This is a genomic window from Nocardiopsis sp. Huas11, assembly GCF_003634495.1.
In the GTDB taxonomy this organism is placed as follows: Bacteria; Actinomycetota; Actinomycetes; order Streptosporangiales; family Streptosporangiaceae; genus Nocardiopsis.
This window is the reverse complement of the sequence record NZ_RBKY01000001.1, coordinates 3,985,372-4,001,931: the sequence shown is the minus strand read 5'-3', so window position 1 is coordinate 4,001,931 and position 16,560 is coordinate 3,985,372. Positions and strand designations below refer to the sequence as shown.

Annotated in this window: 17 protein-coding genes; 5 read left to right on the top strand and 12 right to left on the bottom strand. The window is 73.7% G+C overall.

Annotated features, from left to right (window positions below; genetic code table 11):
- Positions 1-17 precede the first annotated feature (17 nt).
- Genes DFP74_RS18255 through DFP74_RS18240 form a run of 4 tightly spaced genes read right to left on the bottom strand, consistent with a single transcriptional unit; the run spans position 18 to position 2,876 of the window.
- Positions 18-824 (bottom strand): HAD-IIA family hydrolase, encoded by an 807-nt coding sequence (locus DFP74_RS18255; RefSeq protein WP_121183097.1) that lies wholly within the window; start codon positions 822-824, stop codon positions 18-20.
- Positions 825-879: 55 nt separating this feature from the next.
- Entirely contained in the window at positions 880-1,512 is a 633-nt protein-coding gene (locus DFP74_RS18250) for a hypothetical protein (protein WP_121183095.1), read from the bottom strand.
- A 23-nt stretch (positions 1,513-1,535) separates the two neighbouring features.
- Positions 1,536-2,282, bottom strand: a complete 747-nt coding sequence (locus tag DFP74_RS18245) for an SCO1664 family protein (protein ID WP_121183093.1) — start codon at positions 2,280-2,282, stop codon at positions 1,536-1,538.
- Between the two features lie 9 nt (positions 2,283-2,291).
- Positions 2,292-2,876: a DUF3090 domain-containing protein gene (locus DFP74_RS18240; protein ID WP_121183091.1), complete on the bottom strand. Its 585-nt coding sequence runs from the start codon at positions 2,874-2,876 to the stop codon at positions 2,292-2,294.
- Between the two features lie 135 nt (positions 2,877-3,011).
- Between DFP74_RS18240 and DFP74_RS18235 the strand changes: the two genes are divergently transcribed.
- Positions 3,012-3,395 (top strand): SgcJ/EcaC family oxidoreductase, encoded by a 384-nt coding sequence (locus DFP74_RS18235; protein ID WP_121183089.1) that lies wholly within the window; start codon positions 3,012-3,014, stop codon positions 3,393-3,395.
- Between the two features lie 49 nt (positions 3,396-3,444).
- Here the strand turns inward: DFP74_RS18235 and DFP74_RS18230 are convergent, their stop codons facing one another.
- The gene (locus tag DFP74_RS18230) at positions 3,445-4,134 is read right to left on the bottom strand and encodes an MSMEG_4193 family putative phosphomutase (RefSeq protein WP_233571356.1); all 690 of its coding nucleotides are present in this window, start codon (positions 4,132-4,134) and stop codon (positions 3,445-3,447) included.
- A gap of 299 nt (positions 4,135-4,433) precedes the next feature.
- Here DFP74_RS18230 and DFP74_RS18225 point away from each other — a divergent pair, with 299 nt between their 5' ends.
- Positions 4,434-5,381, top strand: a complete 948-nt coding sequence (locus tag DFP74_RS18225) for an aldo/keto reductase (RefSeq protein ID WP_199725694.1) — start codon at positions 4,434-4,436, stop codon at positions 5,379-5,381.
- 79 nt (positions 5,382-5,460) lie between these two features.
- Here DFP74_RS18225 and DFP74_RS18220 read toward each other — a convergent pair whose 3' ends face one another.
- Positions 5,461-7,755, bottom strand: coding sequence for an LLM class flavin-dependent oxidoreductase (locus DFP74_RS18220; protein ID WP_121188341.1), 2,295 nt, complete (start codon positions 7,753-7,755; stop codon positions 5,461-5,463).
- Between the two features lie 96 nt (positions 7,756-7,851).
- Here DFP74_RS18220 and DFP74_RS18215 point away from each other — a divergent pair, with 96 nt between their 5' ends.
- Together DFP74_RS18215 and DFP74_RS18210 are read left to right on the top strand one after the other, a co-directional pair.
- Positions 7,852-8,427: a MarR family winged helix-turn-helix transcriptional regulator gene (locus tag DFP74_RS18215; RefSeq protein ID WP_121183083.1), complete on the top strand. Its 576-nt coding sequence runs from the start codon at positions 7,852-7,854 to the stop codon at positions 8,425-8,427.
- Positions 8,428-8,500: 73 nt separating this feature from the next.
- The gene (locus tag DFP74_RS18210; RefSeq protein WP_121183081.1) at positions 8,501-10,231 is read left to right on the top strand and encodes an ATP-dependent RecD-like DNA helicase; all 1,731 of its coding nucleotides are present in this window, start codon (positions 8,501-8,503) and stop codon (positions 10,229-10,231) included.
- Positions 10,232-10,268: 37 nt separating this feature from the next.
- Here the strand turns inward: DFP74_RS18210 and DFP74_RS18205 are convergent, their stop codons facing one another.
- Positions 10,269-10,898 carry a TetR/AcrR family transcriptional regulator gene (locus DFP74_RS18205; RefSeq protein ID WP_121183079.1) on the bottom strand — a complete coding sequence of 210 codons (630 nt, stop codon included), beginning with the start codon at positions 10,896-10,898 and terminating at the stop codon, positions 10,269-10,271.
- 63 nt (positions 10,899-10,961) lie between these two features.
- Between DFP74_RS18205 and DFP74_RS18200 the strand changes: the two genes are divergently transcribed.
- Complete coding sequence (locus tag DFP74_RS18200) at positions 10,962-12,359, top strand: serine hydrolase (RefSeq protein ID WP_233571021.1); 1,398 nt, start codon at positions 10,962-10,964, stop codon at positions 12,357-12,359.
- A gap of 12 nt (positions 12,360-12,371) precedes the next feature.
- On the opposite strand, the gene DFP74_RS18195 is transcribed toward DFP74_RS18200, so the two are convergent.
- From DFP74_RS18195 to DFP74_RS18175, 5 genes are all read right to left on the bottom strand, one after another.
- Positions 12,372-12,959 carry a Uma2 family endonuclease gene (locus DFP74_RS18195; protein WP_158613015.1) on the bottom strand — a complete coding sequence of 196 codons (588 nt, stop codon included), beginning with the start codon at positions 12,957-12,959 and terminating at the stop codon, positions 12,372-12,374.
- Between the two features lie 119 nt (positions 12,960-13,078).
- Positions 13,079-13,840: an SDR family NAD(P)-dependent oxidoreductase gene (locus DFP74_RS18190; RefSeq protein ID WP_121183073.1), complete on the bottom strand. Its 762-nt coding sequence runs from the start codon at positions 13,838-13,840 to the stop codon at positions 13,079-13,081.
- A gap of 81 nt (positions 13,841-13,921) precedes the next feature.
- On the bottom strand, positions 13,922-14,686 hold the full coding sequence (fabI, locus tag DFP74_RS18185) for an enoyl-ACP reductase FabI (protein WP_121183071.1): 765 nt from the start codon (positions 14,684-14,686) through the stop codon (positions 13,922-13,924).
- 82 nt (positions 14,687-14,768) lie between these two features.
- Positions 14,769-15,473 (bottom strand): beta-ketoacyl-ACP reductase, encoded by a 705-nt coding sequence (locus tag DFP74_RS18180; RefSeq protein ID WP_121183070.1) that lies wholly within the window; start codon positions 15,471-15,473, stop codon positions 14,769-14,771.
- Positions 15,474-15,594: 121 nt separating this feature from the next.
- Positions 15,595-16,533: a VOC family protein gene (locus tag DFP74_RS18175; protein ID WP_121183067.1), complete on the bottom strand. Its 939-nt coding sequence runs from the start codon at positions 16,531-16,533 to the stop codon at positions 15,595-15,597.
- Positions 16,534-16,560: the final 27 nt, after the last annotated feature.

The window sequence follows — 16,560 nt, the reverse complement described above, 5'->3', positions numbered from 1 at the left end:
TCGTGTGTCCTGCGTGGTCAGCCCTGGCCGAAGGGGTCGGCCGTGGCGCCCACCAAGTCCTTGACCGAGTCGATCACCCGGGTGGGCCGGTAGGGGAACATGTCGGCCGTCTCCCGGCCGGAGATCCCCGACAGCACCAGGACGGTCTGCAGGCCCGCCTCCAGTCCGCTGAGCACGTCGGTGTCCATGCGGTCACCGACCATCAGCGTGTTCTCGGAGTGCGCGCCGATCCGCCGCAGCGCGGAGCGCATCATGAGCGGGTTGGGCTTGCCCACGAAGTAGGGCCGCCGCCCGGTGGCCTTCTCGATCAGCGCGGCGACGGCGCCGGTGGCCGGCAGCGGCCCCTCCGGGCTGGGGCCGGTCTCGTCGGGGTTGGTGGCGATGAACCGTGCGCCGTTGCGCACCAGCCGGATGGCGCGGGTGATGGCCTCGAAGCTGTAGGTGCGGGTCTCCCCCAGCACCACGTAGTCGGGATTGCTCTCGGTCATGACGTAGCCGACGTTGTGCAGGGCCGTGGTCAGACCCGACTCGCCCACCACGTAGGCCGTGCCGTTGGGTCGCTGGGTCTGGAGGAACTGGGCGGTGGCCAGCGCCGAGGTCCAGATGGACTCCTCCGGGATGTCCAGGCCCGTGTTGAGCAAACGTGCGCGCAGGTCGCGCGGGGTGTAGATGGAGTTGTTGGTCAACACCATGAACGGGATCCCGTTCTCGCGCAGCTCCGCGATCAACGCGTCCGCGCCGGGGATCAGGTGCTGCTCGCGAACGAGCACACCGTCCATGTCGAATAGGTAGTTCCACTGGATTTCGTTGCTCACGTGCCCCATTGTGCCGTCCCTGACCTGGGGGCCGCCATTCCTACCCCTGAGTAGTGGTCCGGACTCACACCTGGACCCGGTGCCCGAGCCGCGCCCGGAGCTCCGCGGCGAGCTTCTCGCCGCCCGCACCGCGCGCCGAGAGCCGCACGATGTGGCCGTTGGTGTGGTGCAGGTCCACGCTCACGCGCCGCCCCGAACGGGTGACCCGCGCCACGGCCACGTACTCGTAGGACACCTGGGCGGGATAGGACGCGCGCAGGGCCTGCTCCTTCTCCCACTCCCTCCGTCGGCGGCCCTCCTCCGAGGTGTCCCGCTTCCACACGGCCCGGCGCACGCTCGGGATCAGCAGCAGCAGGAACAACGGCAGGCACAACAGGCACAGCAGGATGACCACCCAGGCGACGGCCGCCTCCGCGAAGTTCTTGATGCCCAACGCCACGCCGAGCACCACCAGGACCAGGAGGCAGACCGCCGGCGGCACGCAGTAGGGCACGATGTTCTCGACACCGGCGCTGTCGGCCCACCAGGGCGGGATGAGGCTGGGCAGCAGGCCGACCAGGGCGGCGACACCGGCCCACAGGCCCAGGAGCTCGACGCGCTCCCTCGCGGTCAGGGGGCGCGTGGCGTAGCCGTGGTGGTCGATCAGCACACTGACCCGGCCGCCGGGTCCGGCTTGGACGTGGTCTACGACGGTCATGGGGGCTCCGCGGGAGGAGGGGATCAGACCGGCGGCCAGGGCACGGAGGGCCAGTCGGGCGCCGGATAGGGGTGCACTCGGTGGTGGATCAGCAGCTCGACCCGCCGGCGGACGGCGAAGGCCTCCGGTGCGGTCAGGTGTCGCTCCAGTTCGACGGACAACGCGCTCGCGGGGTTCCCCAGCGCGTCGTGCACCGTCTCCAGCGCCTCCAGGGCGTCCTCGGCCAGCTCCTGGCCCTGCCACTGCCACAGCACGGTGCGCAGCTTGTAGTCCTCGGCGAAGGACACGCCGTGGTCGCAGCCGTAGAGGTGTCCGCCGGGGGTGGGCAGCAGGTGGCCGATCTTGCGGTCGGAGTTGTTGATGACCGCGTCGAAGACCGCCATCCGCCGCAGGTCGCGGTTGTCGGTCTCCCGCGACAGCGCGACGAGGTCGACGGTGGTGTCGCCGTGCACCCACAGCTGCACCATGCCCTCGCCGAAGGGCCCGTCCCGGTGGACGGTGGGCGGCACGACGGACCACCCCAGGGCCTCGGAGACGGCGTAGGCCGACACCTCGCGTCCGGCCAGCGTGCCGTCGGGGAAGTCCCACAGCGGCCGCTCGCCCGCCACGGGCTTGTACACGCACGCGGCCGAGCGCGTCCCGTCCGAGACGGTGCAGTACAGCGTGGTGTTGGAGGCCGAGGTCAGGCGCCCCTCCACGGTGATCTCGCCCGTGCGCACCAGGTCCAGGCCCAGAGCGGGTGTCAGCCCTTCGAAGGCGTCAGCGGTCATGGGTGGGCCTCAGACGAGGCGGTCCGGTCGGTAGCCGTTCTGACGGGCACAGATGTGGCCGTTGGGGTCCAGGGGACGGCCGCACAGCGGGCAGTCGGGGCGGCCGGCGGAGACGACCTTGAGGGCGCGACCGGCGAACGCGCGCGCGGCTCCCGGGGTGAGGTAGACGCGCAGGACGTCCCGGTGCGCGGGCGCGTCCTCGGCGAAGACCTCGAGCTCCTCCTCCTCGTCGTCCTCGACGACGTCCTCGCCCGCGGTCTCGTCGATCTCCTGGGCCTCGATGATCACCCGCGCGGCCTCGGCGTCCCAGGCCAGGGCCAGGGTGCCCACGCGGAAGTCCTGTTCGATGGGCTGCTCCAGCGGACCGTCGTCCTCCGGCGGGGAGGTGTCGTCGGGCGGCGCGCCGAAACGGCGGTGCACCTCTTCCAGCAACTCCTCGATCCGGGTCGCCAACGCCTCGACCTGTGCCTTCTCGAGGACGACGCTGGTGATGCGGCCTTCCCCCACGGCCTGCAGGAAGAAGGTGCGGTCTCCCGGCTGGCCCACGGTTCCGGCCACGAACCGGTCCGGCGGATTGAACTGGAATACGGGCATGCCAAGCACCTTAAGGGATAGCCGTGTCAGGACGCGAAAACCGCCCGGGCGCAGGCGGACGCCCGCTGTTGACATCAACCTTAGTTGAGGTCATTGACTCGTGTCCGGCAACACCCCACGACACAAGGAACCGACATGACCGACAGCGCCCCCGTCCACGCCCTCGTCCAGAGCTTCGAGGACGCCTTCAACGCCCACGACCCGGTCGCGCTGGGAGAGCACTTCGCCGACGACTCCCTGTGGACCAACGCCGCGGGCAAGCGCATGCGCGGACGCGAGGCCGTCATCGCGTTCGGCCGGGAGGTCATTGCGAGACTCGCCGACGCCTACGCGCGCTACGAGGTCGTCGACCTGCTGGAGATCGGCCCGGACGTGGTCGCCGCGCACGTGGCGCAGCGGCCCGTCGACGCCGAGGGCCGACCGACCGACGCCCCGGGCGCCAGCGCCGTCTACGTCTTCGCCCGCCAGGGCCAGGACTGGCGCATCGTCGTGGGCCAGAACACCATCGCCGCCGGGTGAGCGGCGCCGCCGGGTCCGGGGCGTCCGCGCCACCGCCGGCGCCGGGCCCTCAGGAGGGCTCGGTGTCGGGTTCGCCGCCGCCCGCGCCGCCGCCGACGGCGGCGTCCCCCCGCGCCTCGGCCCGGGTGGGCAGGCCGCCGACCAGGCTCGCCCCCGTGTCGTTGAGCACGTTCAGGAACGGGCGCGTCCGGGTGTAGGTGATCGACGTCACCGACCCCGGATCCACCCGCAGCCGCTGGAACACGTCCAGGTGCATGCCCAGGGCGTCGGCCACGATCGCCTTGATGATGTCGCCGTGGCTGCACACCGCGTAGACCGGCGGCGCGTCGTCCCCCGCGTCCCCGTGCTCCTGGAGCAGCCGGGTGTTCCAGTCCCGCACCGCGGCCACGGCCCGCGCGGAGGAGGCGGCCAGCGACTCCCCGCCCGGGAAACGGGCGGCGCTGGGGTGGTCCTGGACCACCCTCCACAGGGGTTCCTCGGCCAGATCGGACAGGTTCCGGCCGGTCCAACTGCCGTAGTCGCACTCGATGAAGCGCTCGTCGGTGGTGACGGCGGTACCCAGGTGCAGGGCGATCGCCTGCGCGGTCTCCTGGCAGCGTTCCAGCGGGCTGGAGACCAGTGCGGCCGGGCGCAGTCCGCTCAGGCGCCGGGCCGCGTCGGCGGCCTGGGCGCGGCCGGTGTCGTTGAGGTGCAGCCCCGGTGCGCGCCCGGCCAGGCGTGGTCCGGTGGCGTCGGTCATCCCGTGCCGGACCAACAGCAGCGTGATCGCCTCGGGCGGGGGCGGCGCCGGTCGCTCCGGCGCCGGGGAGGGCTCCGCTTCGGGAGTGGGCCGGTCGGCGCGAGGGGGTGCCGCGGCCGCGGAGGACGTGCCCTGGGGTGCGGTGGATGTCGCCATGGGCACAGAGTAGGACCTGGGTCCACCCGGCGCACCGCACCCACACCGGAGGCGGCCGTGGCCCGGCTCCCGCGACCCGCGCGGGGTCCCCGTACCGGGAGGACCCCCGATCGGTTCGGCGCGGACAGGGTACTCTCCGCCGCATGGAACAGCGACAGGTGGGCAGATCAGGACTCTGGGTGTCACGCACCGCTCTGGGCACGATGACCTGGGGGCAGGACACCTCAGAGGAGGAGGCCGGGCAGCAGCTCACCGCGTTCGTGGACGCGGGCGGCACCCTCGTGGACACCGCGGACATCTACACCGGCGGCCAGAGCGAGCGGATCCTGGGGCGCCTGCTGCGCGGCTCGGTGCGCCGTGAGGACGTGGTGGTGGCCACCAAGACCGGGCACACCCCCGAGGCCTACCGTCCCGTGGACGGCTCCCGCCGCCACCTGCTCGCGTCCCTGGACGCCTCCCTGCGCCGGTTGCAGACCGACTACGTCGACCTGTGGCAGCTGCACGTGTTCGACCCGGCCACCCCGCCGGAGGAGTCGCTGGCCGCCATGGAGACCGCCGTCGCCGCGGGCAAGGCGCGCTACGTGGGCGCCGGCGACCTGGAGGCGTGGCAGTTCTCGACCCTGGCGACCTGGCAGCGCGCCCGCGCGGGCCGGGTCCCGCTGGTGAGCGTGGGCGCGGAGTACTCGCTGCTCAACCGGGGCGCCGACCGGTCGCTGCGGCCGGCGGCGGCGCAGGCGCAGGCGCACGTGATCGCGTGGTCGCCGCTGGGGCGCGGGGTGCTCAGCGCCAAGTACCGCAACGGCGTCCCGCCGGACTCGCGCGGCGCCTTCCCCCACATGGCGCCGTACGTGGAGCCCTACCTGGACGACCACAGCCGGCGGGTCGTGGAGTCGGTGTGCACGGCCGCCGAGGGCCTGGGGGTCTCGCCGCTGGCCGTCGCGCTGAGCTGGGCGCGCGACCAGGAGGGCGTGGCCGCGGCCGTCGTGGGGCCGCGGACCCTGCCCCAGCTCCAGGAGATCCTGAGCGTGGAGGGCGTGGAGCTGCCGCCCAAGATCCGCGACGCCCTCGACGACGCGACGTCGGCCCGCTAGGGCGTGTTCTGCGGATACTCTCCCTAGGCCACCGCGACCACGGCCGGGCCCGGCGGGCCCGCGGCCCCGCCGGGCCGGGTCACCGGCCGGTGGCGGCGGGCGGGATCGGGAAGTTCTGCGAGAACACGTTCTCCGGGTCGTACTGGGCCTTGAGGGCGCGCAGTCGCGACAGGGCCGGTTCGGGGAAGGCCTGGGCCAGGACCTCGGGACCGGTGCGGGTCTCGAAGTTGAGGTAGAGCCCTTCCATGTCCGCGCCCAGCTCCCGCCAGCGCTGGTCCAGGGACGCCACCCGGCGCTTGGAGCCCACCGCCGTCACGGAGAAGTTCTGGGTGCGGTGGGCGTAGGCGGTGGCGTCGGCGGGGACGTCGTTGACCGCGCCGCCCACGGACCGCACCTGGACCAGCATCGCGTCCCCGGAGTCGAGCACGTCGGCCAGCCCCTCGGCCGCGCGGGCGGTGAGGTGCTCCATCAGCCCGCTGCGGAAGGCCCCTCCCCCGGCTCCGGCGTGCGGGGCGTCCGCGAAGGGCAGGATGGCGGCGTAGGGCGCCAGGCTCGCCCGCTGGTCCAGGACGGGGGCCACGGTGAGGAAGGGCTCGATCGCGGCGGCGGCCCGGTCGGTGTCGACCTCGCCGCCGGTGCCCGGCGCCGCGTGGACGATCGTGGCCTGGGCCATCGGCCCCTGGTCGCCGCGCGCCGGCGCCACGTACAGGAACCCGGTGACCTCGCGCGGGGCCGCCTCCTGCACCTGGCCCCAGGCGCGCAGCAGCGCGGGGGTGTCGGCGGCGTCGTAGACCAGCTGGGCGAACACGACCGCGTCGACCGGGTGGGCGCTCAGCTCCACCGAGGTGACGATCCCGAAGTTGCCCCCGGCGCCGCGCAACGCCCAGAACAGGTCGGGGTGGTGCGCGGCGTCGGCGCGCACCAGGCGGCCGTCGGCGGTGACCACCTCCGCGGCGGTGACGTTGTCCAGGGTCAGGCCCTGGCTGCGGGACATGTAGCCGATACCGCCGGCGGTGGCCAGGCCGCCCACGCCCACGCCCCCGTAGTCGCCGGAGGAGAGCGCCAGGCCGTGTGGCTCCAGCGTCCGCGCGACCTGGGCCCAGCGCGCGCCGGCCCCGGCCCGGATCCGGCCCGAGGCGGGGTCGAGGACCTCGACGCCGTTCATCGCGCCCAGGTCGATCACCACGCCTCCGTCGTTGGTGGAGCGGCCGCTGATCCCGTGGCCGCCGCTGCGCACGGCCAGCGGCGCGTCCTGCTCGCGGGCGTAGGCCAGGGCACGTGCGGCCTCCTCAGGCGTGGTGGGGCGCAGGACCAGGCCGGGGCGGCCCGGGTGGATGTAGGTGTGGCGCACGCGGGCGTAGGAGCGGTCGCCGGGTTCGACGGCGGTGTCGCGCAGCTCACCGGGCACGCCGTCGTAGTCGATGCCGGGGTGCCGCGCGGCCAGCACGGCCGGGGGCCGGACGGGGCCGGTCGGGGTGCCGGCGGTCCCGCGTTCGCGCTCGACGGCTTCGCGCAGCGCGGGCGCGACCTCGGCGCCGAAGGTCTGGATGGCGCGGGGGTCGTCGGAGGCCAGGTGGAAGGTGGCGAAGCCGTGTTCGAGGACCAGGGGCAGCAGGTCGTCGACCCACTGCTCGGCGGGGCCCTGGAGGAACTCCCGTCCCGTGGGCAGGAAGGCGCCCTGGATGTTGATCTGACGCCGGATGCGCCGGGGGTCGCGGCCTGCCTCGGCGGCGGCCTCGTCGATCGTGCGGTGGGCCGCGGGCAGGTCGGCGGTGTCCATGTAGGACAGGCTGGGCAGCCAGCCGTCGGCCTTGGCGCCGACCAGGCGCAGCATGCGCGGCTTGTAGGCGCCCAGGGCGATGCCGATCTCGTGGGCCGGGGCCGGCCCGCGCTTCATGCCGTGCGCGGAGTAGTGCTCGCCGTCCAGTCGGACGCCGCCGCGGCCCTCGGTGTCCCAGATCTGCCGGATGAGGTCGATGGCCTCGCTCAGGGCGTCGACGGCCTCCCGTGGTGTACGGCGCGGCGTGCCCATGGCCTCGATGGCGTCCCAGAAGGCGCCGGCGCCCAGGGCCAGCTCGACCCGGCCCTTGGAGAGCAGGTCCAGGCCGGCGGCGGCGCGGGCGAGCATCGCGGGCGGGCGCAGGGGCAGGTTGAGCACGTTGCCGGTCAGGCGCAGGCGGGTGGTGCGGGCCGCCACCCAGCTGAGCAGCGTCCAGGTGTCGAGGAGGCCCGGGTTGTAGGGGTGGTCCTGGAACCCGACGAAGTCCAGCCCCGCCGACTCGGTGAGCACGGCCAGCGTCACGGCGCGCTCGGGGTCCTGGGCGGAGGGCGTGACGAACGTGCCGAACTCCAGGGCGTGTCCGTAGTCGGGCATGGGGCCACTCTCCTTGACGGGGAAGATCATTGCTTCAGCAAATGATACTGACGCCAACTCATCTTCCCGACAACGTATTCCTGGTACCCTCGGGGCATGGCACCCGACACCGCGGACCGCTCCCCCCTGGAGGGAGCCGGCACGGGCCAGGACCCGGAGCCCTCCCCGCCGACCACCCTGGGCTGGTCGCTGGCGGTCGTGCTGCGCCACTGGCACGAGCGCACCGAGACCGTCCTGGCCGACATTCCGCACGGCGCCCGCGGCTACCACGTGCTCACGTCGACCGCCCACGGCGAACCGCCCACCCAGGCGGCGCTGGCCGAGCGCCTGCTCATCGACCGCAGTGTCATGACCTACCTGATCGACGACCTGGAGTCGGCGGGACTGGTGCGCCGCCGGGTCGATCCCGAGGACCGCCGGGTCCGGCGCGTGTGCGCCACCGAGGCCGGCCGCACCGTGCTCGCCGACGCCCGCCGCCGCGTCGACCTGGTCGAGGACCACGTCCTGGCCGGGCTGGACGAGGCGGCCCGGAGCCGGTTCCGCGTGTTCGCCGACAGCGCGGCCACCGCCATCCAGGCCCGCTCCCCCGAGACGGATCCGTGCGCGGCGGTCACCGAGGCCGTCCAGGGCGGATCCGGTCCCGCCCGGAGCGGACGCCGATCACGCGGGTGAGCACCGGGCGTCACCGCGAATCGGTACGCTCTCCCAGAGTCCGCGAAGTGTGCAACGAGGGGAACGACCCCAGGTGTCCGAGACAGTCGAACAGGTCAGCGCAGTCCTCGACCGGATGGGTGCGCCCCCCGCCCTGGCGTCCCGGCTGGCGGCCGCGCTGGGCCCAGGGGGCGCCACCGAGTTGGCGGCCAACCCCTGGCTCCTGCTGCGCCTGCCCCAGGTGACCGTCGAGCAGGCCGACTTCTGCGCCCGCAAGGCCCTGGGCGAGGCCGCCCGCCCCGACGACCCGCGCCGGCTCTCCGCCCTGACCGCCCACGTCCTGCGGATGTCCGCGCGGCGCGGGCACACGGTCGTGGAGGAGAAGCGGCTGGCCACCATCGTGGGCCAGCTGGGCGTGCCCCGCCCCTCGGACGCGCTGGAGGCGGCCGTGGCCGACGAGAGCGCCGTGGTGCTGGAGAGCATGGAGGACTCCGACGACGACTTCGACTTCGAGGAGGGCGGGGTCCCGGAGATCCCCGACTCCGAGCGGTACTACGCCCTGCCCGACGTGGGCCACGCCGAACAGCGTCTGGGCGACCAGCTGCTGCGCCTCATGACCGGCAACGAGCCGATCATGGACGCGATGACCGCCGCCGAGACCGTCGACGAGGCCGCCGACAAGGGCGGGTTCACCGTCGCCGATCCGACGCGCCAGGCGCTGGTCACGGCGACGCTGCGCCCGGTGACCGTGCTCTGGCACGGGCCGGGCGACGCGGGCGAGGTGGCGCGGGCCCTGCTGTGCCTGCACGCGATCGCCGCCGACAGCCAGGTGGGGATCGCGGTGGCGGCGCCCACCGCCCAGGCCGCGGCGGAGCTCAACGCCGACCTGGCGGCCGTGGCCGAGGAACCGCCGGTGCGCGCGGTCTCCCTGCCCGAACTGCTCGCCCAGGCGCCGGTCACCGCCGGGCTGGTGGTGCTCCAGGAGTCGATGTCGGTGGGGGCGGCGCGGGCCGCCGAGCTGGTCTCGGCGTGCGGCGACGACACCCACCTGGTCCTGCTGGCCGACCCCCGCCAGGCGCCCTCCGCCACACCGGGCCAGGTCGCGGTGGACGTGGCCGCCTCGCGCACCGCCCACGCGGGCGAGGTCACGGCCCCGGGCGAGCCGGGACCGATCGCGGAGCTGGCCCTGGGCGTGGCCGAAGGTGACGTGCCGGACGTGGCGGCCCCCGACCGGGAGATCGTGCGGGTGCCGGCCGCCTCGGCGGAGGAGGCGGCGCACCGGGTGGTGCAGCTGCTCACCGACTCGATCCCGCGCGCACTGGGCGTGGACCCCGAGCACACGCAGGTCATCGCGTCGCGAGAGGATGGCCCGGCGGGAGCCCGGGCGCTCAACGCGGCGTGCAAGGAGCGTCTGAACCCGGGGCCGGGCGCGCACGGCGGGCTGGACGTGGGCGACCGTGTGCTACTGGCGGCCGACGGCCCGGGGTACGGCCCCGGGGACACCGGCTACCTGCGCGAGGCGGGCGAGCGGACCGTGGTCGAACTCTCCGGCGGCCGTCGGGTGGAGGTCGCCGACCCCTCGGCCCTGTGCCCGGGGTGGGCGGTCACCGTGGCCGCGGCGCACGGGGGCCGCTGGACGGCCGTGGTGGGCGTGTTCCCGCCGGAGGTGCCGGTGTCCCGGCCGCAGGTCTACACGGTGCTGACCCGGGCGGTGCGCCACGTGTCGCTGGTGGACGCCACCGACGGCGGTCTGGCCACGGGTGTGCGCGACAACGCCTCCGCCCAGCGCACGACCCGCCTGGCCCGCATCCTGCGCGAGGGCTGAGCAGGAGCGAGGGCGACGGGACCGGATCGCGGCCGGGTCAGCGGTCGGTGTACTGGCGGCACTCACCGGAGAACACGGCCGCCACCTCCGCCCGTAGCACCTCTCGGGTCCGGTCAGCCGACCCGGGTTCCTGCCGGTAGACCTGGGTGGCCAGTCCCTCCAGCGCGGCCGCGATGCGCGCGGCGGCGGTCTCGGCGTCGGTTCCGGGCTCGACCTCCCCGCACTCGGTGCCGTTGCGCACGCCCCGGGCGATCTCGCCGCGCAGGGCCGCGGCCGTGCTCACCTCCACCCGGGCCAGATCCGGGTTGTCCAGCGACCGGCCCGCGAAGGAGCGCACGACGCGGAACTCCGCGCGGCGCCGCTCGTCCAAGGGCAGGTGTTCGCCGAGCGCGTCCAGGAGCACGTCGGCGATGGAGCGCTCGTGCCGTGCGCCGTCGCGGACCACCGCCGAGACCCGTTCAGCGACCTCCGCGCTGACCTCCTCGAACGCGTGCAGCAGCATGTCGTCCTTGCTGCGGAAGTAGTGCTGGACGAGACCGACGGAGATCCCGGCGGTGGCCGCGGTGCGGGCGACGGTGACGGCGTCCAGCCCGGATTCGGCGATCAGGGCGCGCACGGCGGCGGAGATCTGCGCGCGGCGGAGGGCGTGGTCTGCGGTTCGTGGCACTTGATAACCGTATCAGCATACGGTAATAATCGTACGGACATACGGTTATACGAGGAGGACCCCGTGCAGGCACTCATCGCTCCACTGCTCGCACTCGCGCTACTGACGCCGTTACCGGCCGACGACCCGACCGGGACTCCCTCCCCCGCGGCGATGGACGCCTACGTCCGCGACCACCGGGAGGCCTCCGGCGTGCCCGGCCTGGCCTACGCGGTGGTCGGTCCGGACGGCATCGAGCACCAGGGCCTCCTCGGCCGCGACGGGGCCGGGGCCCCGGTCACGGAGGAGACGCCCTTCCTGTGGGGATCGGTGGCCAAACCCGTCGCCGCGACCGCCGCCCTGGTGCTGGCCGACGAGGGGCGCCTGGACCTGGACGCGCCGGTCGAGGAGTACCTGCCCGACTTCGCCGGGTTCGGGGCACGCCCCACCGTCCGGGACCTGCTCACCCAGACCTCGGGCCTCACCGAAGCGGCGGCGTTCCCCGTCTCCGACCGCTACGGCGCCGACGCCCCGGACACCGGCGAGCGCGTCCGACGCATCGCGGACTCACCCGTGGGCGAGCCCGGCACCCACGAGTACAGCAGCGCGAACTACCTCGCCCTGGGCGCGGTCATCGGGGAGGTGGCCGGCGGCACCGACGCGTACCTGCGCGCGTCCGTGCTCGACCCGGCGGGCATGGACGGCGCGTTCACCAGCTCCGCCGAGGCCGAGGCCGCGGGCCTGGCCCCCGGGCACCGCGTTCTGTGGGGCGTGCCGGTGGCCGACGCCGACGGTGTGGACGACGCGGGAGCGGCCTTCGGCTACCTGGGAGGCGGTCTGACCGACATCGCGGCCTTCGCCCGACTGCAACTCCGGGCGGATCCGGCCGTCCTGGACGCGGACGCGCTCGCGCGGGCGCGCACCGGCGCGGTCCCCGTTCCCGGTAGCGCGCAGCAGTACGGTTTCGGCTGGCGCGAGACGCATCTGTCCGGGACGAATACGCCGATCGTCTTCCACGGGGGCGCGACACCCGGGCACGCGGCGTTACTCGTCCTGCTGCCCGAACAGGAGCGAGCGGTCGTCGTCCTGCAGAACCACTACGACGTGCTGCGCGACGGACAGATCCAGGGGGTGGCGTTCGGTCTGGCCCGCCTGCTCTCCGGGGCGGAGCCGGACCCCACGCCCGGCTTCGTCGGCGCCACGGCCCTGCCCTGGGCGGCCACGGCCGCCGCGCTCGTCCAGGCCGGGGGCGTGGTCGCGGCCCTGCGCGCCGGTCGGCCCCACTGGGCGGTGTCGGCCGCCTGGACCGCCCTGGGTCTGGGCGCCGTGGGCGCCGCCGCTTGGCTGCTCTCGTACCTCGGCCCACACGGAGCGCTCACCTGGCTGCCCGACACCGCGATCGCCCTCCTGGCCGCCGCCGTCCTCGGCACGGCGGTGACCGCCGTCCGCCTCACCCGGCACCTCCGCCCCGCCCCACGATGACGCTCCCGAACCTCAGGCCGTGTACCGGGGGAAGACGGAGGTGTCGATCCGGACGTCCTTGAGCGGCTCGGGCAGGACGACCTCGTCCCCGAACTCGGCGTCGTGATGGGCCCGGTACCCGCCGCCCTGGGGATCCCAGTACAACCGCGTGGTCCCGTCGCGCGGATCGATGAGCAGGTAGACGGGGATCCCCCACCGCGCGTACAGGGAGGGCTTCACCTTGGTGTCGTTGGTGTGGTTGCTGGGAGAGACCACCTCGACCACGCAGTCGACGGCGCCGGGCTCCACGAGCCACCCGTCCTCCTCCTCGACCGCGACGGGAACGATGAGCAGGTCGGGCGAGGCGAAGTCCTCGCCTTCAGGCGCTTCCACCGAGCACACCTGTTCCGCGACACGGTCCTCGGGGAGTTGCCTGGCCAGTTGGTCATAGAGCCGTCGGAGGACACCGGCGTGCCTCTTCGACGGGGTGGGTGACATCACGATGGCCCCTTCAATGACCTCTACCTTGACTCCCGGCGGAGTATCGAGGCTGTCGGCCAGTTCGCGCAGACTGAACGGGGACAGACGCGTGTCAGAGGACTCTTCCAGTACAGCGGTCATGGGCTCCCCTTCCTTTCGCTTCGCCATCGTAGGGACCTCCACGGCCGGTTTTCCGGGCTTTCCCTCATCCTGGCCCTACCCGAGGGCCGAAAGCAAAGGTGCACGCGGACCGGAATACGTCAGATCCGGTCGAGGAAGGCCCCGTCGACCACCAGGTTGTTGCCGGTGATGTAGCTCGCGGCGGGGCTGGCCAGGTAGGCCGTCGCCCGGGCGACCTCCTCCGGGCGGCCGAGCCGACCAAAGGGGATGCGCTCGCGGATGCTCTCGTACATCGCCGGATCGTTCTCACGGCGCCTGGCCCAACCGCCGCCCGGGAACTCGGTGGGCCCGGGCGAGACGGTGTTCACCCGGATCCCCTCCGGCGCCCACGCCCGGGCGAGCGAGGACGCGTGGTGGTTGAGCGCGGCCTTGACCGCGCCGTAGGAGTGCGGTCCGGCGGGCGCGGTGGCGTGCAGGGCCGAGGTGGTCGAGATGAGGACCACCGAGCCGCCGCGCTCGGAGGCGGCCAGGTGGGGGTACGCGGCCTCGGCCATGCGCACGAACGGCAGCAGGTCGGAGTTGAGGCCCCGCTCCCACTGGTCCGGCGTCTTGGCACTGCCACCGGAGACGTTGGAGACCAGGACGTCCAGCCCGCCGAGGCGGTCGGCGGCCTCGCCGACGAACGCCGTGAGGGCGTCGTGGTCCGACACGTCCACCGGGTCGGCGTACACGCGTGCCCCCGTCGAGGACAGCTCCCCCGCGGCTTCGGCGAGGGGCTCCGGCGTGCGCGCGCAGATCGCCAGGTCGGCGCCCTCCTCGGCGAACACCTGGGCGATGGCGCGCCCGATCCCCCGGCTGGCGCCGGTCACCAGTACCCGCGCCCCTGACAGTCCCAGATCCATGGAGTTCCTTTCCCGAAGGGGCGGGCACCCCCGGTGCCCGCCCTGGCGATGGTCCGGCTCGGAGCCCTCGGCTCCGACGGCTCAGGCCCCCGTGGAGTGGAAGCCGCCGTCCACGTGCACGGTCTCACCGGTGGTGGCCGGGAACCAGTCCGAGAGCAGCGCCACGACGGCCTTGGCCGCGGGCTCGGGGTCGCTGACGTCCCAGCCCAGCGGCGCGCGCTCGGGCCAGTGCTTGGCCAGGTCGGCGAAGCCCGGGATGCTGCGCGCGGCCATGGTGCTCAGCGGTCCGGCCGAGACCAGGTTGACGCGGATGCCGTCGCCGCCCACGTAGCGCGCCAGGTAGCGCGCGGTGGAGGTCAGCGCGGACTTGGCCACACCCATCCAGTCGTAGATCGGGTAGGACACGCTGTTGTCGAAGTCCAGCGCCACGACCGAGCCGCCCTTCTTCATCAGCGGCGTCAGCGAGGTGGTCAGCGACTTCAGCGAGAAGGTCGAGGTGTGCATGGCGGTGGCCACGTCCGACCACTCGGTGTTGAGGAAGTTGCCGCCCAGCGCCTCCTGCGGGGTGAACCCGATGGAGTGCACGATGCCGTCGAGCCCGTCGACGTGCTCGCCCACGCGCGAGGCGAGGCTGGCGAGCTGCTCGTCGTCGGTGACGTCCAGCTCCAGGACCGGGGGCGTCTCGGGCAGGCGCTTGGCGATGCGCTCGACCAGGCTCATGCGGCCGTAGCCGGTGAGGACGACCGTGGCGCCCTGTTCCTGGGCGAGCCTGGCCACGTGGAAGGCGATGGAGGCGTCGGTCAGCACCCCGGTGATGAGGATGCGCTTACCTTCGAGGAGTCCCATGGTGTCCTGTCTGTGGAAGGGGCCGGCGGGGTCCGGCGGTGGTGGGGTCGTGCGTCGGGGAGAGCGAGGGGCCTGTGAGCCCTCAGTGGCCCATGCCCATGCCGCCGTCGACGGGGATGACGGCGCCGCTGATGTAGGCGCCGCCCGGGCCCGCGAGGAAGCCGACGGTCCTGGCGATGTCCTCGGTGCCGCCCATCCGGCCGAGCGGGATGTTCTTCTTGATCTCGGCCTGGCGGTCCTCGGGCAGGCCCGCGGTCATGTCGGTCTCGATGAAGCCCGGTGCGACGACGTTGACGGTGATGTTGCGCGAACCCAGCTCACGGGCGAGGGACCGGCCGAAGCCGACGAGTCCCGCCTTGGAGGCCGCGTAGTTGGCCTGGCCGCCGGAGCCCATCAGGCCGACCACCGAGGAGATGAGGATGATGCGTCCGCCGCGCTTGCGCATCATGCCGCGCACGGCGCGCTTGGCGACGCGGAAGGACCCCGTGAGGTTGGTGTCCAGGACCGAGGAGAAGTCCTCCTCGCTCATCAGGGCCAGCAGCTGGTCCTTGGTGATGCCCGCGTTGGCGACCAGGACCTCGACCGGCCCCTGCGCCTCCTCGACCTCCTTGAACGCGGCGTCGACCTGGGCGGAGTCGGTGATGTCGCAGCGCACCCCGAACAGGCCCTCCGGCGCCTCGCCGGAGCGGTGGGTCACCGCGACGTTGTCGCCGCCGGCCGCCAGTTCCCGGGCGATCGCCAGGCCGATTCCGCGGTTGCCGCCGGTGACCAGGACCGAGCGCGACATAGATGCTCCTCTGCTACTGAGGCTGCGGTGAACAGCCAGGATGTTCGGGGTGGGATCGCCTTGCAGGGTACCGAGCTACCCACCGGTAGCCGCAACCGAGGTCAGTCCTGCGACACCTCGGTCACACGCTCCGTAGACGCAGCTCCGCCCCGTGCGCCCACGCCGGACCCACGCTCAGCCCGCCGTCCTCGGTGGTGCGGGCGGGGATCCCCTGGTCGGCCAGCCGCGTGGCGAGCGCGTCCTGGTCGGCGACGGTGACGGTCACCGACGTGAGCGCGGGACGCCGCGGTGACGGGCGCCGGGGCCCGGAGCCGGGCGGTGCGGCGGGCGCCTCCTCCACCAGTGCGAGCTCCGACCGTCCCAGGTCGAAGACCCGGGCGGCGCCGCGGGTGCGCGCGGTGCGGTCGAGGTAGCGCTCGTAACGCTCCTCGGTCCGCGCCAGACCTCCCGGTGGGACGGACATCACGACGCCGGCGAGGGCGACCGCCCCGTTCGAGTGGGTGTCCGCGGACCTGCCGGGGGTGGGTTCGGCCGCGGCGAGCCGGGCCTCGGGCGCGTTCGGGTCGACCTCCAGGTAGCCGACGGGGACACCTCCGCCGCCACCGGGCCGACGGAGGCGCTGGACGCCGCCGTGCTCGATCCCGAGCCGGTCCAGGCGCCGGGCCTCGCCGTCGGCGTCGGCCGTCGCCCACACGAGCACGTGCAGGCCCTCCCCCGTCTCCAGGCGCTCGGCCAGCCGGCGCGCGGTGCCCGTCGCGGCCGCGAACACCCCCGCCCGCGCGTGGTCGGGGACCTCCAGTGGCGCGATGTCGACGCCGGACCCGGGGCCCTCCCCCGTGACGACACCGACCAGTTCGAGGAAGGCGTTGGCGAACCGCAGGCGGGTGTTGCCCGCCCCGACGGGGCGCGGCGGTTCGCCCGGAGCCGGCGCGAGGGCGGGAAAGACGGGGGTCGGGACGGTGAAGCCCATCCGGCGGTAGAGGTCGGCGACGGTGCCGAGGTCGCGGACGAGGTGGCCGACGTGGTGGAGGCCGTCGACCACGATGCGGTGGGGAGTCATCTCGCTCCAAAATGAGAGTGGACTTTC